This is a genomic window from Chryseobacterium aahli (genome assembly GCF_022699665.1).
Classification (GTDB): Bacteria; Bacteroidota; Bacteroidia; order Flavobacteriales; family Weeksellaceae; genus Chryseobacterium; species Chryseobacterium aahli.
The window spans coordinates 125,070-145,228 of record NZ_JALDNB010000015.1 but is presented as its reverse complement, the minus strand read 5'-3'; the positions used below and the strand labels follow the sequence as shown (position 1 = coordinate 145,228).

The following is a 20,159-nucleotide window of genomic DNA, read 5'->3' as shown; positions in this document are numbered from 1 at the left end:
TCTTTAGATAAAGATAATATTTTTTAAATAAATTCCATATTTTTGAAAACATAAAAAAATACAAGATGTTTAAAAATCCCTTTTCATTTGACGGAAGAATCAGAAGAACTGAGTATGGACTTTCGTATCTTATCTACATTATAGTCGGATTACCTTTTGATTTGTATTATGACAATACATACGATCCCTCGCTTACCGTTTCAATCATTTTTTTAATCATTCTCATCCCGCTTTTATGGTTTATTCTTGCCCAAGGAGCTAAAAGATGTCATGACCGTGGGAATAGCGGTTGGTTTCAGATAATTCCGTTTTATATTTTCTGGATGATTTTTGCTGACAGCGATAATGGTGAAAACGAATACGGCTCAAACCCAAAAGGAATAGGAAACCACGGTTTTATTGATGAGATTGGAAGAAAAGATTACTAAAAAAAAATAAGCCTTACAAAATTGCAAGGCTTACACTTTATTTTTCTACCAAAGCTTTCAGATTGCTCAACCCTTCTTCGTAAGATTTTCCCATTTGGTAATCCATCATCGGTCGCATAATTTTCATCCATGTTTCCTGTTTTGTATCCATACTCCAGGTAACTTTTGTAGAATTCCCTTCGGAAGTTAAAACAATATCCGAAATTGCCTGTCCTTCAAAAGGTCTTTTAAAAATCATTTCTGTTTTTTGTTTTTCGCCAGGAATCAGCTCTTTAATTTCCTGACAACCTGCTCCTGCATCATCATTTTTACTATCCCAACAATACTTGTCTCCTACTTCCCCAGAATTTCCGGTGTAAATAATTTTCATGTTTTTGTCTAATTTCATCCAAGGATTCCATTCATTAAATGCCTTCATTGTACTGATCTGCTGCCAAACTTTCTCCTTTGGAGCATTCATTACGACAGATTTTTCGTAGTGATAATTATCTCCGAAAGCCAACATAGCAACGATTGCATACACAATAAACAAAAGGATAACTCCCCCGATAATTTTCAAAATTGTTTTCATAATTATAGATTTATTTTTTTAGTTAGTTTTTTGCATTAAATAAGAAACAAGCTTCTTGATGAGTCCATTTTCCATTTCAAAGACATCGCAGAAATCGGCATTGAGAACATCTCCGTTTTTGAAACTTCCAATCACATTTCCTTCTGCAATAACAACATTATTTTCTTCTGTCATTCTGAAAATTGTGATTTTTGGTTTTCCTGTAAAATTTTCGTTTTCTATTTCTTTGTCAAATTCTCCTTTTCCATGATGCAGATAAACTCCCGGCATTTCCCAAATAACATCTTCGGTAAGACAGCTTAGGATTTTTTCGTGATCGCTTTCCTGAAAAGAATCCATGTATTTTTGAATTGTTTCTTTGTTTTTAGACATCGTTATGTTTTTTCAATTGTATATTATTTTAAACTCAAAGTCAGAAGAACTCAAAAGTAAAATTAGCAATTCGCTATGAAGTAAATCTTTTCCTATGACAAGAAAATTCTTGAATGATGCATTTTTGTCATATAAATTGCTGTGGGCATTGTTTTTGAGAATTCAAAGATCATTACATTCAAATTAATTAAATTTACATCAATTAAAAATAATTCAATGAGTATTTTAACAGAAAAATTCAACACACCATATCATTCAGCACCATTCGACCAAATTAAAAATGAAGATTATCTTCCGGCTTTTAAAGAATTAATTCAAAAATCTGAAGAAGAAATCGACGAAATAGTTAATAATTCTAACGAAACTACTTTTGAAAATACAATTGAAGCTTTAGCATTTTCCGGAGAGCAATTGGACAGAGCTTCTAATATTTTCTTTAATTTAAATTCAGCCGAGACGAGTGATGAATTGCAACAAATTGCGCAGGATGTTTCACCCATTTTAACTGAGTATTCTTCAAAAATTTCTCAAAACGAAGCTTTATTTAATAAAATTAAAAAAGTGTATGACGAAAAGGAAAAATACAATCTGAGTGAAGAACAACAAATGCTTTTAAATGAAACCTATAAAGGTTTTGTAAGAAGCGGTGCACTTTTGAATGAAGAAGACAAAGAAAAATTAAAGAAAATCAGCATGGATTTATCTTTAAAATCTCTTCAGTTCGGGCAAAACGTTTTGGCTTCAACCAATAATTATTTCAAACATATCACCAATAAAGAAGATCTAACCGGAATTCCCGAAGCGATTATTGAACAATACGCAGAAGAAGCTAAAGAAAGAAATCTGGAAGGCTGGGTTGTCACATTGCAGTACCCAAGCTATATTCCGTTTTTGACGTATGCGGAAAACCGTGAACTGAGAAAAGAACTGGCTTTGGCAAACGGCAAAAAATCTTTTGACGGTGGCGAATTTGACAATCAGAATTTAATTAAAGAGCTTTTAAATTTAAAACAACAAAAAGCTGAACTTTTAGGCTATGCAAACTATGCAGATTTTGTTCTTGAGGAAAGAATGGCAAAATCTCCGACCAAAGTTTTAGACTTTTTAAATGAACTTTTAACGAAAGCAAAACCTTATGCAGAAAAGGAAATTGAAGAATTAAAGTCTTTGGCAAAAGCCGATGGAATTGACGAAATGCAAGGTTATGACCACGCTTTTTATGCAGAAAAACTTCGTAAAGCAAAATACGACTTGAATGACGAGGAATTGAAACCTTATTTTCCGTTAGAACAGGTTCAGGAAGCTGTTTTTGGTTTATCTAAGCAACTTTTCGGATTAACTTTTGAGGAAAGAAATGATATTCCTAAATACCATGAAGACGTAAAAGTGTATGAAGTAAAGGAAAATGGAGAATACAAATCTTTACTATATGTCGATTACTTCCCGAGAAAAGGCAAAAGAGCCGGAGCCTGGATGACGAGCTACAAAAATCAGTACAAAAAAGATGGTGAAAATTCTCGTCCGCACATTTCTATTGTCTGTAACTTCAGTAAACCAACAAAAGATACACCGAGTTTATTGACGTTCCAAGAGGTGACGACTTTATTTCACGAGTTTGGTCATGCGCTTCACGGAATGATGGCAAACGTTCAATATCCTAATCTTTCCGGAACTTCTGTAAAATGGGATTTTGTGGAACTACCTTCTCAGTTTCTAGAAAATTTCTGCTACGAACCTGAATTCTTAAAAACTTTTGCCAAACATTACAAAACCGGTGAAGTTCTTCCCGATGAGAAAATAGAGAAAATCGAACAATCGAAAAACTTTATGGAAGGTTATCAGACAATGAGACAGCTTGGCTTTGGAATTTTAGATATGAACTATCATACGAAGGTTGCTGAGTTGGAGAATTTGAGCGTAAAGGAGTTTGAAGATAATTACACCAAAGCAACCCAACTTTATCCTTCGAATCCTGAAACTGCGATGAGCCCGAGCTTTTCACATATTTTTCAGGGTGGATATTCTGCCGGATATTATTCTTACAAATGGGCGGAAGTTTTAGATGCCGATGCTTTCCAATATTTTAAGGAAACCGGAATCTTCAATCCCGAAACTGCAGCAAAATTTAAAGTTCTCCTTTCTTCTGGCGGAACAAAAGATCCGATGGAATTGTATAAGAATTTCAGAGGAAGTGAGCCGAAAGTAGAAAGTTTGCTGAAGAGAGCGTTTGGTTAGAATTTAAAATAATATTTTAAGACTCCAAAAGATGAAAGTTTTTTGGATTGTTTTTTTTAATAGGCACCTCATTTCTTTCAAGACTTTAAAAATACCATTGAGATAACCACTTTATTGACAAATAGCGTTTAAGTTAATTAAGAATAAGACAAATTTTTGAATCACAAATAAATTTTCTACATTAAAATATTTTTTATAATTTCACGCCAGTTTGACATAACACAAAAAAACAGTTTACCATGAAAATGAAACTTACCAACCTTTTAATTTTTTCACTAATCCTTACAACAATCGGATTCTTGATGGATGGAGATATCAAAGAGCCAAGTATGGTTTTGCGATTTACCGAATACTTTGCAATGACGGCATTAATTTTCACAGCAACTTCAATCCTTTATTTTTCTGCAAACTTCACAATGAAAAAATTCCAAAAGATTCGCAGTTAATTTTTTTTTAAGATAAATTTCAAGAGCAGCAGTTGATTTTGTTGCTTTTTTCTTTTTAAAAATTCATTTATTCGTTTATAAAACAAGTGAAATTATGAGCTACATCATGGTAGATATTGAATCTGACGGCCCCATCCCGGGTGACTTTTCTATGATCTGTTTTGGAGCGGTGCTTGTTGATGAAAATCTTGACAAGACTTTCTACGGAAAATTAAAACCTATCTCTCAACATTTTAATCCGGAGGCTCTTGCCGTGTCGGGATTTAGTAGAGAGGAAACCGAAGACTTTGATGACCCAAAAGAAGTCATGCTAAAATTCGAAGATTGGGTGAAAACAAATTCCAAAGGAAGACCAATTTTCATTAGTGATAATAATGGCTTTGACTGGATGTTTATCTGCTGGTATTTTCATCATTTTATTCAGACAAATCCATTTGGTTACTCATCAAGACGACTATCAGATTTATACTGTGGATTAGAAAAAGACACGTTTGCCCAATGGAAACACCTTCGAAAAACCGAACACACTCATCATCCGGTTGATGATGCCAAAGGCAACGCTGAAGTTTTGCTATATCTAAAAAATGAATTGGGTTTGAAGATTAGTTTAAAATGAAAAATATGAATCTTCAATACAGAAAAGCTACAGAAAACGACATAAGTTTTTTGTTTGACTTAAGAACGAAAACAATGACCGAGCATTACATCAGTTCTCATCTGCCGACCGATAAAGAATCAACTTTGCAAAGAATACTATATCATTTTGAAAAAGCAAATATCATTACTTTAAACAATGAGCCGATCGGATTACTAAAAATAAACAGAGCCGAAAATCATATTGAAATATTACAAATTCAGATTGATCCCAAACTTCAGGGAAAAGGAATTGGTAAAAGTATTTTGAAAGAGATTATTGAGGAAGCTTCAGCTACGAAAAAACCTGTCCGACTTAGCGTTTTAAAAACCAATAAAGCACAGACTTTATATGTGGTTTTAGGATTTAAAATTATAGCTGAAGATCAGCATTCTTATATGATGGAGTTAGTAAACTAAAAAAGTACACCTCTCAGCATACTTTTTTGTTATTTAATAATCTGTCCGTTGTAATATTTCTCTAAAAAGAAACCCAGATCTGCACGATAACCAATTCCTGAAGCTTCAAATTTCCAGCTTCCGTTTTTTTTGTACAATCTTCCGAATTCAATTCCTGTTTCTATAGAAAAATCTTCGTCTAATTCATACTTTGCGATTTCTTGATTATTACTTTGGTCAACAATTCGGATGTAAGAATTTCTTACCTGACCAAAATTTTGCTTTCTTCTTTCAAAATCTTCAATCGTTACCACAAAAAGAATTTCTTCAACTCTGGAATCTACTTTTGCAAGATCAATCATGATTGCTTCGTCATCATCTCCGTCACTGTTTTTACCGCTTGGATCATCGCCAGTATGGGTCAAAGCACCATCGGGAGAATTCAGGTTGTTATAAAAGACAAAGTAATCTTCACTGACCAACTTTCTTTGAGAATCAATCATAATCGCAGAAGCATCAAGATCAAAATCATAACCCGTTCCATCGTTAGGATCCCAACCAAGCCCGATGGTCATTTTTGTGAGTCCTATATCAATTCTTTGTCCTTTCTGTAGGTTAATTGCCATAATTCTGTACTTTATGTCTAAGATAGTTTTGATTTGTCATTTTTCCAAATATTCAGATTAAAAAAACATTAAAAAAAGCCCAATCCATAAGATCAGGCTATATATTTATATTAAATTTTAAAACTTATTTGTTGTTAATTTCAGTTTCGGCTGCTAGTTTATTTCTCGCTTTAGCCAAAATAGGAATAGATAATAAGCCCGTCGTCAACATGATTACAATTTGCAAGGGAAGAGAGATAAATGAATATGTCAATCCCATTTCACCGCCAAACTCAGCACTTTTCCCCATAGAGATAAACAATGCCATGAAGCCGTATTTCATCGCTAAATTAAAAGCTCCGATACCTCCACTCGCAGGAACAATCATTCCTAAAGTTCCCACCACAATGATGAAAAAGCCGTCTGCGATGGTAAAGTCTGAAGTTTCCGGTAAAGCAAAACAAACAAGATAAGCGGCCATGAAATAGCAAATCCATATTCCGATGGTATATAAAATGAATTTTACTTTTTGTTTTAGTTTAAATATGGAAGTTAAACCTTGGAGTATCCCATCAATGAAACCAATAATTTTCCCTAAAATCGGAACTGTCGCCAATTTCTTTTTAAACACAAAAAACAAAATCGCTCCTAAAACCAATATGGAAATTATTAAAATTACCTTGTTCGGATTAAATTTAATCTCTGAATTCTCATAAAATGAAAGGATAGCTTCATATTTAAATATAAAAGTTAGTCCCAAAAACACCATCATACAAATCAAATCTACTACCCTTTCCAGAATAATTGTTCCGAAAGATTTGTCTACAGGTACTTTTTCAACCCCATACAAAGCGGTTGCTCTGGCAAGTTCTCCACTTCTGGGAATGGTTAAATTCATTAAATAACCAAAGGAAATCGTCCAGAATGCATTAGAACTCGAGATATTATATCCCATGGGTTCTAGTAAAAGATTCCAGCGGACTGCTCTTAGCCAGTACGCCAAAACACCAAACACCCCTGCAATAGCTACCCAAAGATAATTGGCTTTTGCCAAAGATTTCTGCACCTTTTCAAACTCAAAACCCTTGAGAGCAAGCCACAGAAAAAATCCTGCAAACGCAAGCGAAATGACAATCGTAAGGATTGATTTTAAAGGATTGGCTGATTTTTTTTCCATCAATTAGGTAAGAAGGTTAGTTTTCTCGTCCGGGAAAACGATTTTTGGCTGAAACTCTCTTGCTTCTTCAGGTGTCATCTGTGCGTAGGCAATAATGATAATGATGTCATCACGCTGTACTTTTCTCGCTGCAGGCCCATTCAGACAAACTTCTCCAGACTTTCTCTTACCTTTGATAACGTACGTATCAAAACGTTCTCCGTTGTTTACATTAACAATATAAACCCTCTCACCCACTACCAATCCTGCTGCATCAATAAGATCTTCATCTATGGTAATACTTCCGATATAATTAAGGTCTGAAGCCGTAACTCTCACCCTGTGAATCTTCGATTTGAATACTTCTATTAACATGGTGCAAATTTATTAATAATATTTAATAAAATGATTTTAAAATTGATTTAAGAAGGCGCATCATAACTACGTTTGAATTTTGTAGAAATTAATATAATTCATTACTGATTATCAACTTAATAAGCATATCAAGAAAAAAATCAAAAGTAATCATTAAATTTAGGATTTAATAAATACAAAACCCAATATTAAATTTTCAACAAAGCTAATAAACATAAGTAGTTGGCACGATTTTAGCATCTCGAAACGTAGATTTTTCGTAAAAATTTGAATTATGATATATTGATTAATTTAAGGTGAAATCAAAAAATATCCACAAGTTTTTAGAAAAAATTTGCACAATTTGAAAATTGTTTTATATTTGCTACAATTACTAACTAACTTTTAATATAAAAATTATGAACAAGTCTGAATTAATCGACGCAATCGCAAAAGACGCAGGTATTACTAAAGTTGCAGCTAAAGCTGCTTTAGAGTCTTTTATCTCTAACGTTACAACTACTCTAAAGGCAAAAGACGGAAAAGTGTCTTTAGTAGGATTTGGTACTTTCTCAGTATCTGAGAGAGCTGCAAGACAAGGTATCAACCCTGCAACTAAAAAACCAATCAAAATCGCTGCTAAAACAGTAGCTAAATTTAAGGCTGGTGCTGACTTGGCAACTGCGGTTTCAGGTGTGAAAAAGAAATAATCAATCAGATTATAAAAATGCAAACCTCATCTTCTGATGAGGTTTTTTTGTTTGTAGATACATTTGGTTAACTTTTATTGATACCTAAAGTTATTATGCTTTGACTACGTCCTTTTTGTTTATGGTGCAAGTCGTGAAATTTCCCAGTCTAAATCTTTTAGTGAATAGATGATTCTGTCATGAAGCCTGTTTGGTCTTCCCTGCCAAAATTCAATCTCGTAAGGTTTTGCAATATATCCGCCCCAATTTCCAGGTCTTGGAACTTCAGAATCTTCAAATTTCTCTTCTAGTTCTTTTAATTTAACTTCCAAAAACTCTCTGTTGGGTATCACTTCACTTTGCGGAGAAACTGCTGCGCCAAGCTGGCTTCCTTTTGGTCTGGAATGAAAATATCCATCACTCAGATTTTCAGCAATTTTTTCTAAATCAGCTTTAATGATAATTTGTCGTTCTAAACTCGGCCAGAAAAAATGAAGACATGCTTTGTGCGTTTTTGCAATTGCTTTTCCTTTTCGGCTATCGTAATTGGTGTAAAAAATAAAACCTTCGTACGTATATTCTTTAAGCAAAACCATTCTCGTTCTGGGGCAACCATCATCCTCTAAAGTAGAAACCGCCATTGCATTTGCTTCAGAAACTGTAGGATTAACCGATGCATCCAAAAACCAATCTCTGAATTGCTCAATAGGATTCTCTTTAATCTCACTTTCAATAAGTTGATATTTTTCGTAGATTTTTCTCTTGTCATGAAGGTTTTCCATAAATAATTTTTATTAAATTTGAGTATGAATTACTCATACAAAGGTAAAATATTAATTTCCACGCCTGATATTTCCGGAGATATTTTTTCCAGATCAGTAGTGCTTATCATTGAACATAATGAAAGTTCAGCTTTTGGTTTGATTTTGAATAAGAAAAATTCAAAAATGAGTAACAAATTCAAAAATTTCTTCGACTTTAAAATTGAAGTCTATGATGGCGGACCGGTAGAAAATGAAAAAGTTTTTTTTATCATAAAAGGAAAGAAAGTCAGCGAAACTTATACGGAAATTAATAATGAATTTTATGTAACAGAAGACATAGAAACTGTTATTAGTGCGGTTCTCAGCAATGAATTATCAATTGATGATGTTAAAATATTTTCAGGCTATTCTGGTTGGGGAGCTTTGCAGTTGGATAGTGAAATCAAACGTAAACTCTGGACAGTTGTAGATGTTTATAATCTTGACTACACCCTTCCAAATGATCAGACTCTTTGGAAATCTATTATGCAAAACCTTGGTGGTGAATATCTTCTTTGGGCAAACTCTCCGGAAGATATTTCATTGAATTAACCATTACTTCACAAAGAAGCGATTTAAACTTTAACAAACTTTAAGTTATTCTTACATAATTTTTAACATACTTTTCACGTTCTTTGACAAACTAAACCTAGGATATGAAAACATTTAAATTACTGGTTTTATCTCTTGCATCTACTGCAATTTTATCATTCTCTCCCACTAATAAAAAAATCATCATCATCGATGCCGGACATGGCGGAAATGACATGGGCGCAACTTATAACGGGGTTTCTGAAAAGCAAATCGTTTTGGGAGTGGCTTCACAAATCAAAAAACTAAACAAATCTGAGGATTACGAAATCATCTTAACCAGAGATTCTGATCAATATGCCGGTTTGAGCGACAGAACGGCAATGATTAACAAGCTAAATCCCGAAATGGTTATCTCACTTCACATCAACAGAACACCGGGAAGCGAGACTGACAAAAAAGGTCATGAGATTTTTACACAGAATTCTGATGCTTCAAAAGCATTGGCCGAAAAAATTTCAAAAAAATTAGGCTCTTGTAAGATTGAAGAAAAGAATCTTCATATTTTAAGAGAATCAAAATCCCCTGCTGTATTAGTAGAGTTAGGATTTATCAACAATAAAGAAGACAGAGATTATCTAAGCGGTGAAACCGGGCAAAAAGAACTTGCTCAGAAATTCATCGAGATCATCAACGAAAAATAAAGTGGAAAAAACACTTTTCTGATTGTATCAGAATAAAACCCGGTAAAGGACGTCATTGTTGTTTACCGGGTTTGTCAATTTAATTTGAAAAACTATTCTTCCATCCTTCTACCAGTATGGTGAAACGGGAGCTTTCAAATGATTTATTTCTAATTTTCCCTACTGAGAAAATTCCTTTCTCGTCAGAGATCATTAATATTTCTTCAGCTTTTTGAGATTCAAAAGCAATGATTTCATGCTCCTGAATATCTGCCAGATTATTTTTATGCAAATAAGTCACGAAGTTCTCAAGCAGAGGCGAAATGTATGCTCCCTCTGAATGTTTTGGAACTTTAATAATATTTCCTTCCAGAAAAAGTAAATTTCCTGAAGTAGAACGGGCAATTCTCTTATTTGGATTTAAAAGAATAACGTCATCTAAGTCATTTTCCTGCGCATAAATTCCAGCATAGATATTCTCCGGGCAATGCACTCTGATGTTGCTCAGAAGATTATTATTAACGTTGATTTCTTTAATTAAATCTAATTCTAAAGGACGCTGATGCACATTCAGAACATCATCCATCTCATCAACCTCAAAGAAGTATGAAATAGTAGATTTTGACAAGGTAATTCCATCAGAATTTCTGTACACCAGAAAATTGATGATTCCGTTGGTAACATTATTTCCCTGAATTACTTTTTCATTAAAAAGATTCTGAAAAAACTCCAAAGTATAGGTTAGTGGAATATTCATCCTCATTTTTCGCATAGAAGCCATCAGGAAGAAGTAGCACTCTTCATCCATAATGAGTTTGGAATTTCTTATAAAAAATGAAACTTTCACAGCATCTCCCAAAAGAAACGCTCTGTTTTTCAGCTCGAGCTCTTCTGAAGTAAAATATGTATTTTGCAAAATATGATTGTTTATAAAAAAATAATGAACGATAAATCGTTCATCAGTTTTACCATTAAGTAAGTACCGCTTATCAATTAAGCAGCACCTAATTTTATTCTAAGGTTTTCGATTAGATTCTCCCAGTACAAAGCATTTTCTTCTTCGTCACCTTCTTCACAGAAATCTGTAATATTAAGAGCTAAATCTTCTGTAATATCGTCAATTGTGATGGTCATTTCAAAGAAGTTTTTGGTACCTTCATCTTCTTCCCATCTGAAACGTACGAAACCTTCAGGTTTATATCTGATCAAAGTTGCTTTTTCTTCAGAACCTCCACCCCAACTAAAATAGAAATCGTCACCTTTCTCTATCACATCATCTGCAAACCACTCGGATAATCCCTCAGCACTAGCCAAATATTCGTACAAAATCTCTGAAAGACAATGCATTGGGAATTCGTAATGGACTTTATGTTTCGCCATATAACTTATTTTTAACGTCACGCAATATATAAATTAATTTTTTTATTACACAAAAAACTAAACAGATTTTTATGCAATATGAATGATATTTATCAGAAAAATTAATAAAAGTTCTTGTGATTTATAATTTATTTTTCATTTTGAAGCAATAAAAAATCAAAACTATTCATTATGAGAGAATTAGCTTATATTTTCATTAATCAATCTTCGTTTAATACATCAAGAATAATCTTACAACCTTCAGTAATTTCTTCTTTTGAAATCGTCAATGGTGGTGAAATTCTCAGATATTCATTTCTGTAGAGCTGCCAAAATACAATTAAGCCTTTCTCCATACATCTTTTGGCTACATCTAATGTGTAATCAGGAGTACCGAGATTGACTGCCAACATTAAACCTTTTCCGTTGATATTTTTGATTTTCGGGTGTATTAGAAGTCTTCTGAACTGTTCTTCCTTTTCTACGACTTCATTCATCAGTCCGCTTTCTAAAACTTCTTTTAAAGTTGCGTGAGAAGCTGCTGCAATCAATGGATTTCCTCCGAATGTGGTAATATGACCCAATTTTGGTGAATGAGATAATGTTTCCATAATTTTTTTTGAACTCATAAAGGCTCCCACGGGAACTCCACCGCCCATTCCTTTTCCCATAACCAAGATGTCGGGAACGATACCGAAATGTTCGAATGAAAATAGTTTACCCGTTCTTCCGAAGCCGGGTTGTATTTCATCTAAAATTAAAAGTGCGCCGACTTCTTCGCATCTTTTTTTTAGTTTAATTAAATAATCATTGTTAGGAACTAAAAAACCGGCTGCTCCCTGAATGGTTTCGAGGATGACACAGGCTGTTTTTTCTGTAATTTTATTGAAGTCATTTTCATTATTAAATTCAATGAAAGAAACCATTGGTAATAAGGGACGGAATTCTCTTTTGTGGAACTCGTTTCCTGAAACACTCAAGGCTCCGTGTGTATTTCCGTGGTAAGAATTTTTGAAAGATACGATTTCTTCTCTTCCGGTGTATCTTTTTGCTAATTTTAAACTTCCGTCGATGGCTTCTGCCCCGCTGTTGACTAAATAGGTAATTTCTAATGGATATGGTGTAGATTCTGCCAATAATCTGCATAACTCAACTGGTTTCTCCTGAGCATATTCTCCATACACCATGACGTGAAGATATTTGTCTGCCTGCTCTTTGATGGCATTGACGATTTTTGGATGAGAATGTCCCAATGTATTTGCGGAAACTCCTGCCACGAAGTCAAGATATTTTCTGCCGTCTTTCCCGAAGATATAAGTTCCTTCTGCTTTTTCTACTTCAAAACCTGCTGCAAATTGCGTGGTCTGTGCCTGATATTTAAAAAAATCTTTTTGCATTTTTATGGATGAAAAATTTACGGCAAAGCTAAAGAAGATAAGTCAGACAATGAAATTTAATTATACTGAATAAAGAGATTTGCTTCGTTATAATGGAAATCAGCGGTGTTATAAAAAGAGATTACCGATGTAATTTTAGAGATCACCGATGCGATATTGTAAAATATCGATTTAATTATAGAGATTGATGGTGCTATTAATGAAATTCCCGATATTATTATAAATATTTACCATACAACAATAGAGAATCACGATACAATAACAGACATTTTCGATATCATTATAGAGATTTACCCTACGATATTGAAGGTTTCTAATATGTTTTACGAATATTTCGGGTATTTTTTTTGAAAACTGCGCACCCATCATTAGAATTTTGAAATCTAAAATAGGTGGCCAATTCTGTTTTGATGTTGAGATTCTTCGGCTACGCTCAGCATGACATTTTAATTAATAATAAGTTTACTTAATTTTTGTAATGCTGAACGAAACCGAAGGGTATCTTAATGATGATTAGACTATGCAGCTCTAAATTTCAGTTTTATCACTGCATCATAATAAGGTTTTCCTGCTTCTCCCAGCGATTTGAGATATGCTTTGATGTCTTTAATGAGTCTGATTACACTGATTTCGTTTCTATACAAAATCTCGTCTCTGTTTTTGCGTGCGGTAATGAGTGTGTTACCTGCAACGTTTACGTTTTTGCTCAACATACTGAGGTTGGCATGGTAGACCTGCAGTGTAGCAATCTGTATCTCCTGCTCGTTTGGCATATACTGCGGATGTGATGCCAGCTGGTTGGTAAATGCATCTAAATTAGCAATGCGGTTATCATAGCTCATTTGTGAAGTAGAGATTTGTTGTGAAGGATTAACTTCTGAAGTTGTCTTTTTTTCTTTTTGATTGCCTCTGATCTTTATGGCTCTTGCCGCAATATTTTCTTTATCTGCTAAAGAAATATCTATGGATTTGGCATAATTGAGTGTTTGTGTTATAAGCTTACTCAAAGGTTTGATGGCGGTTTCTCTTGCTGCGACAGCATTTTTATAAACGGGCTGTTTTGTATTGAGCTCTGTACTGATTTCTTGCAATGAGCCGCGAATAGGACTTAGGCTAGATATTTGAATTTTGGGATTTGTGGGATTATATAAAGTTCCCATTTCTTCTAAGATTTGATAGACAGCGTTGAAATTTGCAATATTTTTGCTGTGTCCTGTTTCGTTGATTTTTCTTTCCATATTAATGTTTTGTAAGTTGTTAGGAAAACAAATTTAACATTTTTTTTGAAATACTTCTATATCCCTAACTGAACATATTTAAATGTTTTTGAAATGATAAAACCCGACAAATTGCCGGGTTTAATATTTTGGATTTATTATTAATCCTAATTAATTTCTCTTATCCATTTGTATAAATCTTTTCCATATTAAATGATTTTTTCACAGCAATTAAATTATTATTGTCTCTGAATAAAAACACTAATTTCAAATTGGGTTTTCATTGGAAAACCATGATCTTGTGCAGAAACCCATTGGTTTAATTCTTTAGATTTAAAGATATTTTCAATTTGCCTTTTGCTGTCTTCGTCTGTATATTTTAAAAATACTACACTTTCAATACTATCTTTTTTACCAATAGTAACAAGTATTTTATTTTCTCCTTCTTTTGATCTTGAATTTGTTTTGAATTGATTAAATACTATCTTTCTGAATGCTGTTATATCATTTTTAAAATGTGCATCCTGCCTTGGATTATCAACAATACAATTCCCACCATTTTTTTCACATTTTTCGAGAAACTTTTTATTAGCAAGTGTTAAACTATCAATTATTACAGATTCTTCTTTTGTGGGAGGTAATACTTTTATATTTTCCAAAGTTGAAAGATAATGAACCAAACTTTTCTTTTGTATTGCATTACAGCTCATAAGAAAAATACAGATTAGTATGAAGGGAAATATTCTTTTCATTTTTAAATTGATTATTGCACTTTCAAAAAAATCACTTTCGAATAACAAAAACACTGATCTCAAACTGTTCCTTAACCGGAATACCATAAATTTTTGCAGATGTCCAAACATTAAGTTCTTCCAATCTAAAAACATCTTCAATAGCTTTCTTAGTGTTTTTATCAGTATACTTTAATACTTCTATTTTTTCTATCTTATGATGAGTTCCAATGGTTATTCTTATACGGCTTTCTCCTCCTATCGCGTTTTTTGGAAGCTTAAAATTTTTAAGTAATTCAATTCTAAAATTATGCATTCCATTTTTAAAATTAGCCCAAACCTCAGGATTGCACACGTCGCAATATAATCCTCCTGCTTTAAGACATTTTTCAGCATTTGTATAAAAGGTGTTAATTTTTAAAGAATCTAATTTATTTGAAGAAAAAAGCTTCATATTTTCTACACCCGTTGACAGATAGTGTTCTAAATGTTTTTGTCTTACATTACAACTAAGTAAGATAATTAGTATAAGAGAAAAATATAATGTGATTTTCATTACTTGGGATTCATACTATTATCTGTTAGTCCCCGCACATACCAAAATTCTATTTTTTCTATAATCAGATTTTTATAAAAATTCTCTGCGGCAGGATTCCAGTAAGAATGATAATTATTATTAAATATAACTGTTGCCTGTGGATAACTAAACGGTTGTTGAAAATAAATATTTATATAGGGTTCCACATAATTATTCTCATATCTTCCTATTCTTATTTCTCTGCTCCAAACAAAGCTTAGTTTAAGCTGTTTATTATTAAAAGTAGCTGGATCGTACTTTTTAACAGTTATATTATTTTGAGTCAAAACTTGTAAAAATACTGAAAGTGGTTGTCCGTAATAATTTGCTTTATTAGGAATTATATTATTAAGTTTATTAATTGTTTGAGTGTAAAATGTAGGATATTCTGCAATTGTCATTTGCTCATCAGGTATTTGTGCCATGCAAGAAGTGAAATAAAAAAATCCTAATACTATAATAAGTTTTGTTTTCATAATTGATAAGTGTATTTAAAATAAATTAAGGGCATTTTTCTGCTCTATATCTTATTATTTTTTTGCCTCCTGATGCAGGTATTGTGTAGTCAAAAGAAACAGATTGAAGAGATTTCAGATTTCCATTAGCATCCGTTTTTGCAATGCTTATACCAGTATTATATTTTTGTAATATTTCCGCAAATGCAGATTCCAATCCGTCATTTTGGCTACTTCCTGAATAAGAAGGTAATCTTCCTTCTGTATAATTTTCTAATATATTAATGAAATCTCTACCAACCTGAGAATTTTCGTTAAACACTTTTTTACCGTCCACAGTTATTGTATTACTTGAAGAGGGATATGCATCCAAAAAAGCTATAGCCTTTGCTCTATCATTAACAACTAAAGCATATTTAGTACCATTATAAACAAAGATTAATGACGTCTGAAAAGTAGGATAATTCTTCGAGTTTGTCAAAGTACTATAAAAATCTGCAACTGATGGAGGCGGGGCTCCATAATTAGGATGTGTATGAGCACTGGCAAGATAATTTCCGACAGGTGGAACTGTTATACTTACAGTTCCAGGATTGGAGGGATCATTATTACTATAAGGATCTTGGGCTATTGTAGTCGTTCCTGTACTGATAATTGCCATACCATATTCTGTGAAGCTATTAGCTGCATGACCTTCTAATGTACTAACTTCTGTTGAAATATTGGATTCATGTAAAAGATTATTGGCAGCGGTGGTAGATGCTTTTGTTATCTCACAAGGGTCGTCCACAGGATCATTTCCGTTTCCTGCACTTAAACAATTTTTTATAATCCTGTAAAAAGTACCTTCTGCTGCACAAGGGTCTGTAGGTTTTGGGGGAGTATTGGGATTAGGTGAAGATCCACCGCCACCGCAGTCAGGTCCACAACTTGGGTTTGCTGGGTAAGAGGATACAGGATCATCTACCCAGCCTGCCGTATTGGCGCATGATTTCCACACCTTACACTTCCCTCCGTGCTGGCAATTATTATAATCACAGGTTGACAATGGGCAGCTATTGGCACAAACGTGAAGCGTTGCGCAAGTAAAATTATAGAGAAATTTACCATTGTTGGCGCTTTCCCTGGTCACCTCCATAATATCCAATCGGTTATATTCGCCGTAGCCATCGTACAGGTCGGTTGGAAGATTGGTATAAAGCTGCCGCCCAAAACACAGGAAGTCCATCTGTAGAAAAATGTCCATCAGAAACTTTCTTTTATCGGCAGGATATTCCGGATTGTAGACCAATTTTTCCAAATAATCATTGGTGAAGTTTCTGAGTACATACACTTCATTATTTTCATCCAAATTAATCAATAATAAAGAGCTGAGAGAAGCATCATCTGAAGAAAGAGGCACATACAAGACCGTTTTTTCGGCAACATCCAAAACCTGCATTTTCTCCCAAATAGGCATTCCTTCCCGGTCAGGCATCGTAGAGAGAAAATCTTTTTCCCGGTTGTATGCTTCAAGAATCGCAATGTAATCTACACCAGATTTAGCATTAAGACCACCGGTTTTAGAATGCTTAAAGAAATCGGCAGCATTTCTTTGGGAACCAGCTTCCTGGCTGGCAAGATCTTCGTTGCGGCAGGAGTAAAGTGACAGCACAACAGCCATCATCAGGCAAAGCCTGAGAAATAAATTTCTTTTCATAAACATTTGATGTTTTTAAGTGGTTAAATATATAAAAAAATCACATTACAAAGATGTAAAAATTACTGACACGGCAATGCCCTATTTTTGATGCATGATTTTGTCTGAAAAAAAATTATATTTGTCTCAGCTAAACAGACCTCATGAACACAACCATAGGAAAGAGAATAAGAACCTACCGAGAAGAAAAAGGTTTTTCACAGGAAGAGCTGGCAGAAAAACTGCATATCTCGCGCTCAACTTATCAAAGAATAGAAAACGGAGAGACCAATTCCTGGATCAATCATATTGAAAATATTTGTACTTCGCCTGAGGTAAAGTTGGATGATATTTTGAAACCAGATGAAGGATTTGTTCAAGTGAATAATAACAATGAATCTACTAATGATAACGGAAGCGGTGTAATTCAAAATCAAACAATTAATTATCATACTTCAGATAAATTATTAGAAAGTCTTCAGTACCATATTGCCTTACTGAAAGAAGAAAACCAAAGGTTGAGAGAAGAAAACAATCTTCTAAAACTTAAGAAATAAAAAAAGACCAGCTTCACAACTGGTCTTTTTACATTTATTTTCTAACCCTTTTAGGTTTTTTCGCTTCTTCGGCGGCTTTTGCTTTATCGATTACTTCCTGAGCCTGATTAAAGAGTTCATCGCCTGATTCGTATTTTATCTCATCATAATTGGGAGAATCTACGAGGATATCCTGCCATTTTCTGATGCGGTCTTTGGTGTTCCAGTTGAAGTCTGGGAACTTCTTTCTGTCGGGACCAATTTTACTCATCGGATATAGGGTAGATTGTACGCCTACGCTGCAAGAGAGAATCTGCATCACCTGCTCTTCAAAATTTGCATGGATGATTCCGCAAGATGAAAGCCTGATTCCTATTCTTTCTTTTTCTTTGGTTTTCTCGTTGACGTCATCAGCATACGCAATGTACTGTGCGTTTCCGATCACTTTTACCTCTTTAATATCTTTCCCTTGGTAATAAACGGTCATTAACTTACCTTTCACCTGGTTAAACTCGTCTTTCATATTCAGAGAGTCAACTTTGCTAATTGCATAGCCGTTTCCGATTACTTTTAGAGAGTCTATATTTTCAGTTTTGGTATTAAAATAAGCTTCAACTTTATCTCCTGTAACTTGTTTTTCACCACTCCATAAGATTGGGTTTGTGTACATGTGCAATATACCATCGGTTTCGTTGAATGCGATAGAATCTGCTCTTCCCTGAGCATTAGATTTGTAAATTCTTGCTTTTTTAAAAGCTCGTAAATAGCTTTTTTTAACGTTGGCTGAATCTAATTTTTGGTATGAAAGTATCTTCTCGGAAGCGAAATAGATAGAATCTTTTTCAAGAATCTTTACTGCATAAGGACCTTTGGTCATCATGGCAGAATCTTTCTTTTCGAAAATTTCGCCATAACCGCCTTTAAGGTATCTTTTTTCTAAAGGATCATCTAAGGTTACATTTCCTGTAGCTGTACCAAAACCGCTGAGCTGGTTGTAATACATTGCATCTCCGGTAAGAATTTTATCGTTGTAATAAATCCTTGAGTTTTTATTCAGGAAAGATTCTTTGGTATTCAGGTTATGTGTTCCTTTTTCTGTAAAGATTCTATTCTTAGGATTTTTTCTGTTGGTAATTGTAGTTGGACCATTAATATCAACGATGTTAGTATTTTGATTTTGAACAACATTAATTCCATCAAGAATATAATCTTTGTCCTCAATTCTCACATTGTCTGTCAGATTGATGGTACGGTTTGTTAGATTATACGTCGCAGATTTCGAATAGGTGGTACTCTTGCCATCATTGATGGTTCCGCCAGTATTATAGTAAGCGAGATTTGAAACTCTGTCATAGTACATGGTTTCGGTCTTAATTACTGTGCCTTTTGGATCATTCAGCACTACATTTTTTCTGGCTATTCCTTTTTGAGAATTTCCATCATACTCCATTTCTGACGCAGTGATTACTGAGCCGTCCGGATTTTGAAGTTTGGTATTTCCAATTGCTTTAACGAAGTTTTCTGCTTCATACACAATTACTTCGTCCGCATATAATATGGAACCCTGATGTTCCAACACCACGTTTCCTTTAAAAAATTGGTTACCATCATACTTCAGAGGATTTTTTGAAATCTCATCAGCATGCTTGATGTTGATTTTATTATTTGTATTCGATTTCTGTGGCTGATTTTTTACCGGATTCTGTAAAAACGGATCTCTCTGCACAAGTTTAGGTTTATCTTGCGCAAAAGTGAAAGTAGAAAATAAGAGGAATAGAAAGAAGAATATTCTCATCGACTAGTCATTCTTTTTACCATAAAAATACAGCGAATGAGAATCTATTCTTACGCCAAAAGCTTCTTCAATTGCTTCTTTAATCCCCTGAATTCTAGGGTCGCAAAACTCAATAATCTCCTCAATTTCCTTGTCTGAACCTTTTTTGTAAATCACCAAATGGTCATGCTGCTTATCAAAATATGATTTCTCATAAGATGATGAAGTCAGAGTTTTTTCACCAAACTGATGCTTACGGATTAATCCTGCATCCAGAAAGATCTCTATGGTGTTGTAGATGGTTGCTTTAGAAACATGATATTTCTTCTGCATCATCAAAAGATACAGGTCATCTACATTGAAGTGATGATCCATACTATAGATTTCCTCTAAAATAGTGTATCGTTCAGGTGTATTACGAAAACCTTTCTCTAAAAGGTAATTTCTTAAAACATCTTTTATTAAGGTAATATTTTTTTCTTTTTGTAAAGTATCCATCAAAAAATTTATACTACAAATTTATCGATTTT

The 20,159-nt window shown here is 33.7% G+C and carries 25 protein-coding genes; 9 read left to right on the top strand and 16 right to left on the bottom strand.

The window, feature by feature from the left end; genetic code table 11:
- Positions 1 to 65 precede the first annotated feature (65 nt).
- Positions 66 to 428: a DUF805 domain-containing protein gene (locus tag MQX03_RS19385; RefSeq protein WP_242805148.1), complete on the top strand. Its 363-nt coding sequence runs from the start codon at positions 66 to 68 to the stop codon at positions 426 to 428.
- A 37-nt stretch (positions 429 to 465) separates the two neighbouring features.
- Here MQX03_RS19385 and MQX03_RS19380 read toward each other — a convergent pair whose 3' ends face one another.
- Together MQX03_RS19380 and MQX03_RS19375 are read right to left on the bottom strand one after the other, a co-directional pair.
- On the bottom strand, positions 466 to 999 hold the full coding sequence (locus tag MQX03_RS19380; protein ID WP_242805147.1) for an SRPBCC family protein: 534 nt from the start codon (positions 997 to 999) through the stop codon (positions 466 to 468).
- Between the two features lie 18 nt (positions 1,000 to 1,017).
- A complete protein-coding gene (locus tag MQX03_RS19375) occupies positions 1,018 to 1,371 on the bottom strand; it encodes a nuclear transport factor 2 family protein (RefSeq protein ID WP_242805145.1) in 354 nt (117 codons plus the stop codon).
- 216 nt (positions 1,372 to 1,587) lie between these two features.
- On the opposite strand from MQX03_RS19375, the gene MQX03_RS19370 reads away from it, so the two are divergent.
- The 4 genes from MQX03_RS19370 to MQX03_RS19355 all read left to right on the top strand — a co-directional run bounded on the left by MQX03_RS19370 (position 1,588) and on the right by MQX03_RS19355 (position 5,105).
- The gene (locus MQX03_RS19370; RefSeq protein ID WP_242805143.1) at positions 1,588 to 3,606 is read left to right on the top strand and encodes a M3 family metallopeptidase; all 2,019 of its coding nucleotides are present in this window, start codon (positions 1,588 to 1,590) and stop codon (positions 3,604 to 3,606) included.
- A gap of 239 nt (positions 3,607 to 3,845) precedes the next feature.
- Positions 3,846 to 4,052: a hypothetical protein gene (locus MQX03_RS19365; protein ID WP_129536159.1), complete on the top strand. Its 207-nt coding sequence runs from the start codon at positions 3,846 to 3,848 to the stop codon at positions 4,050 to 4,052.
- A gap of 94 nt (positions 4,053 to 4,146) precedes the next feature.
- Positions 4,147 to 4,668: a 3'-5' exonuclease gene (locus tag MQX03_RS19360; RefSeq protein ID WP_129536158.1), complete on the top strand. Its 522-nt coding sequence runs from the start codon at positions 4,147 to 4,149 to the stop codon at positions 4,666 to 4,668.
- Positions 4,669 to 4,673: 5 nt separating this feature from the next.
- Positions 4,674 to 5,105 (top strand): GNAT family N-acetyltransferase, encoded by a 432-nt coding sequence (locus tag MQX03_RS19355; protein ID WP_242805142.1) that lies wholly within the window; start codon positions 4,674 to 4,676, stop codon positions 5,103 to 5,105.
- Between the two features lie 29 nt (positions 5,106 to 5,134).
- Here the strand turns inward: MQX03_RS19355 and MQX03_RS19350 are convergent, their stop codons facing one another.
- The 3 genes from MQX03_RS19350 to panD form a co-directional block, all read right to left on the bottom strand.
- The gene (locus MQX03_RS19350) at positions 5,135 to 5,710 is read right to left on the bottom strand and encodes a TerD family protein (protein ID WP_242805140.1); all 576 of its coding nucleotides are present in this window, start codon (positions 5,708 to 5,710) and stop codon (positions 5,135 to 5,137) included.
- Between the two features lie 124 nt (positions 5,711 to 5,834).
- Entirely contained in the window at positions 5,835 to 6,869 is a 1,035-nt protein-coding gene (locus MQX03_RS19345; RefSeq protein ID WP_394801765.1) for a lysylphosphatidylglycerol synthase transmembrane domain-containing protein, read from the bottom strand.
- A complete protein-coding gene (panD, locus tag MQX03_RS19340; protein ID WP_129536154.1) occupies positions 6,870 to 7,220 on the bottom strand; it encodes an aspartate 1-decarboxylase in 351 nt (116 codons plus the stop codon).
- A gap of 398 nt (positions 7,221 to 7,618) precedes the next feature.
- On the opposite strand from panD, the gene MQX03_RS19335 reads away from it, so the two are divergent.
- Positions 7,619 to 7,909 (top strand): HU family DNA-binding protein, encoded by a 291-nt coding sequence (locus MQX03_RS19335; protein ID WP_129536153.1) that lies wholly within the window; start codon positions 7,619 to 7,621, stop codon positions 7,907 to 7,909.
- Between the two features lie 119 nt (positions 7,910 to 8,028).
- Here the strand turns inward: MQX03_RS19335 and pdxH are convergent, their stop codons facing one another.
- A complete protein-coding gene (gene pdxH / locus MQX03_RS19330; protein WP_242805136.1) occupies positions 8,029 to 8,670 on the bottom strand; it encodes a pyridoxamine 5'-phosphate oxidase in 642 nt (213 codons plus the stop codon).
- Positions 8,671 to 8,694: 24 nt separating this feature from the next.
- Here pdxH and MQX03_RS19325 point away from each other — a divergent pair, with 24 nt between their 5' ends.
- Both MQX03_RS19325 and MQX03_RS19320 read left to right on the top strand, forming a co-directional pair.
- Complete coding sequence (locus tag MQX03_RS19325) at positions 8,695 to 9,243, top strand: YqgE/AlgH family protein (RefSeq protein WP_129536151.1); 549 nt, start codon at positions 8,695 to 8,697, stop codon at positions 9,241 to 9,243.
- Between the two features lie 104 nt (positions 9,244 to 9,347).
- A complete protein-coding gene (locus MQX03_RS19320) occupies positions 9,348 to 9,926 on the top strand; it encodes an N-acetylmuramoyl-L-alanine amidase family protein (RefSeq protein ID WP_242805134.1) in 579 nt (192 codons plus the stop codon).
- A 79-nt stretch (positions 9,927 to 10,005) separates the two neighbouring features.
- Here the strand turns inward: MQX03_RS19320 and MQX03_RS19315 are convergent, their stop codons facing one another.
- From MQX03_RS19315 to MQX03_RS19280, 8 genes are all read right to left on the bottom strand, one after another.
- Complete coding sequence (locus MQX03_RS19315) at positions 10,006 to 10,821, bottom strand: aminotransferase class IV (protein WP_242805132.1); 816 nt, start codon at positions 10,819 to 10,821, stop codon at positions 10,006 to 10,008.
- A 77-nt stretch (positions 10,822 to 10,898) separates the two neighbouring features.
- A complete protein-coding gene (locus tag MQX03_RS19310; RefSeq protein ID WP_047444457.1) occupies positions 10,899 to 11,285 on the bottom strand; it encodes an START-like domain-containing protein in 387 nt (128 codons plus the stop codon).
- Between the two features lie 200 nt (positions 11,286 to 11,485).
- Entirely contained in the window at positions 11,486 to 12,661 is a 1,176-nt protein-coding gene (locus MQX03_RS19305; RefSeq protein WP_242805130.1) for an aspartate aminotransferase family protein, read from the bottom strand.
- Between the two features lie 518 nt (positions 12,662 to 13,179).
- On the bottom strand, positions 13,180 to 13,899 hold the full coding sequence (locus MQX03_RS19300) for a hypothetical protein (RefSeq protein WP_242805128.1): 720 nt from the start codon (positions 13,897 to 13,899) through the stop codon (positions 13,180 to 13,182).
- A 218-nt stretch (positions 13,900 to 14,117) separates the two neighbouring features.
- Positions 14,118 to 14,630: a hypothetical protein gene (locus MQX03_RS19295; RefSeq protein WP_242805125.1), complete on the bottom strand. Its 513-nt coding sequence runs from the start codon at positions 14,628 to 14,630 to the stop codon at positions 14,118 to 14,120.
- Positions 14,631 to 14,661: 31 nt separating this feature from the next.
- Positions 14,662 to 15,165, bottom strand: a complete 504-nt coding sequence (locus MQX03_RS19290) for a hypothetical protein (protein ID WP_242805123.1) — start codon at positions 15,163 to 15,165, stop codon at positions 14,662 to 14,664.
- Positions 15,165 to 15,662, bottom strand: coding sequence for a hypothetical protein (locus MQX03_RS19285; protein WP_242805120.1), 498 nt, complete (start codon positions 15,660 to 15,662; stop codon positions 15,165 to 15,167). Before MQX03_RS19285 ends, MQX03_RS19290 begins: the two co-directional genes overlap by 1 nt.
- 25 nt (positions 15,663 to 15,687) lie before the next feature.
- Entirely contained in the window at positions 15,688 to 17,340 is a 1,653-nt protein-coding gene (locus tag MQX03_RS19280) for a hypothetical protein (RefSeq protein WP_242805118.1), read from the bottom strand.
- Positions 17,341 to 17,483: 143 nt separating this feature from the next.
- Here MQX03_RS19280 and MQX03_RS19275 point away from each other — a divergent pair, with 143 nt between their 5' ends.
- Positions 17,484 to 17,876 (top strand): helix-turn-helix domain-containing protein, encoded by a 393-nt coding sequence (locus tag MQX03_RS19275; RefSeq protein ID WP_242805116.1) that lies wholly within the window; start codon positions 17,484 to 17,486, stop codon positions 17,874 to 17,876.
- 34 nt (positions 17,877 to 17,910) lie between these two features.
- On the opposite strand, the gene MQX03_RS19270 is transcribed toward MQX03_RS19275, so the two are convergent.
- The gene (locus MQX03_RS19270; RefSeq protein ID WP_242805114.1) at positions 17,911 to 19,650 is read right to left on the bottom strand and encodes an OstA-like protein; all 1,740 of its coding nucleotides are present in this window, start codon (positions 19,648 to 19,650) and stop codon (positions 17,911 to 17,913) included.
- A gap of 3 nt (positions 19,651 to 19,653) precedes the next feature.
- Positions 19,654 to 20,127, bottom strand: a complete 474-nt coding sequence (locus MQX03_RS19265) for a Fur family transcriptional regulator (RefSeq protein ID WP_242805112.1) — start codon at positions 20,125 to 20,127, stop codon at positions 19,654 to 19,656.
- Between the last annotated feature and the right edge of the window lie 32 nt (positions 20,128 to 20,159).

Excerpts from the sequence above, each read along its gene's own strand:
- MQX03_RS19380 (WP_242805147.1), bottom strand. The coding sequence starts at position 999 with ATGAAAACAATTTTGAAAATTATCGGGGGAGTTATCCTTTTGTTTATT.
- MQX03_RS19360 (WP_129536158.1), top strand. The coding sequence starts at position 4,147 with ATGAGCTACATCATGGTAGATATTGAATCTGACGGCCCCATCCCGGGT.
- MQX03_RS19385 (WP_242805148.1), top strand. The coding sequence starts at position 66 with ATGTTTAAAAATCCCTTTTCATTTGACGGAAGAATCAGAAGAACTGAG.
- MQX03_RS19295 (WP_242805125.1), bottom strand. The coding sequence starts at position 14,630 with ATGAAAAGAATATTTCCCTTCATACTAATCTGTATTTTTCTTATGAGC.
- MQX03_RS19305 (WP_242805130.1), bottom strand. The coding sequence starts at position 12,661 with ATGCAAAAAGATTTTTTTAAATATCAGGCACAGACCACGCAATTTGCA.
- MQX03_RS19265 (WP_242805112.1), bottom strand. The coding sequence starts at position 20,127 with ATGGATACTTTACAAAAAGAAAAAAATATTACCTTAATAAAAGATGTT.
- MQX03_RS19300 (WP_242805128.1), bottom strand. The coding sequence starts at position 13,899 with ATGGAAAGAAAAATCAACGAAACAGGACACAGCAAAAATATTGCAAAT.
- MQX03_RS19320 (WP_242805134.1), top strand. The coding sequence starts at position 9,348 with ATGAAAACATTTAAATTACTGGTTTTATCTCTTGCATCTACTGCAATT.
- MQX03_RS19310 (WP_047444457.1), bottom strand. The coding sequence starts at position 11,285 with ATGGCGAAACATAAAGTCCATTACGAATTCCCAATGCATTGTCTTTCA.
- MQX03_RS19290 (WP_242805123.1), bottom strand. The coding sequence starts at position 15,165 with ATGAAAATCACATTATATTTTTCTCTTATACTAATTATCTTACTTAGT.
- MQX03_RS19335 (WP_129536153.1), top strand. The coding sequence starts at position 7,619 with ATGAACAAGTCTGAATTAATCGACGCAATCGCAAAAGACGCAGGTATT.
- MQX03_RS19280 (WP_242805118.1), bottom strand. The coding sequence starts at position 17,340 with ATGAAAAGAAATTTATTTCTCAGGCTTTGCCTGATGATGGCTGTTGTG.
- MQX03_RS19355 (WP_242805142.1), top strand. The coding sequence starts at position 4,674 with ATGAATCTTCAATACAGAAAAGCTACAGAAAACGACATAAGTTTTTTG.
- MQX03_RS19270 (WP_242805114.1), bottom strand. The coding sequence starts at position 19,650 with ATGAGAATATTCTTCTTTCTATTCCTCTTATTTTCTACTTTCACTTTT.
- MQX03_RS19370 (WP_242805143.1), top strand. The coding sequence starts at position 1,588 with ATGAGTATTTTAACAGAAAAATTCAACACACCATATCATTCAGCACCA.
- MQX03_RS19350 (WP_242805140.1), bottom strand. The coding sequence starts at position 5,710 with ATGGCAATTAACCTACAGAAAGGACAAAGAATTGATATAGGACTCACA.
- pdxH (WP_242805136.1), bottom strand. The coding sequence starts at position 8,670 with ATGGAAAACCTTCATGACAAGAGAAAAATCTACGAAAAATATCAACTT.
- MQX03_RS19275 (WP_242805116.1), top strand. The coding sequence starts at position 17,484 with ATGAACACAACCATAGGAAAGAGAATAAGAACCTACCGAGAAGAAAAA.
- panD (WP_129536154.1), bottom strand. The coding sequence starts at position 7,220 with ATGTTAATAGAAGTATTCAAATCGAAGATTCACAGGGTGAGAGTTACG.
- MQX03_RS19325 (WP_129536151.1), top strand. The coding sequence starts at position 8,695 with ATGAATTACTCATACAAAGGTAAAATATTAATTTCCACGCCTGATATT.
- MQX03_RS19285 (WP_242805120.1), bottom strand. The coding sequence starts at position 15,662 with ATGAAAACAAAACTTATTATAGTATTAGGATTTTTTTATTTCACTTCT.
- MQX03_RS19375 (WP_242805145.1), bottom strand. The coding sequence starts at position 1,371 with ATGTCTAAAAACAAAGAAACAATTCAAAAATACATGGATTCTTTTCAG.
- MQX03_RS19365 (WP_129536159.1), top strand. The coding sequence starts at position 3,846 with ATGAAAATGAAACTTACCAACCTTTTAATTTTTTCACTAATCCTTACA.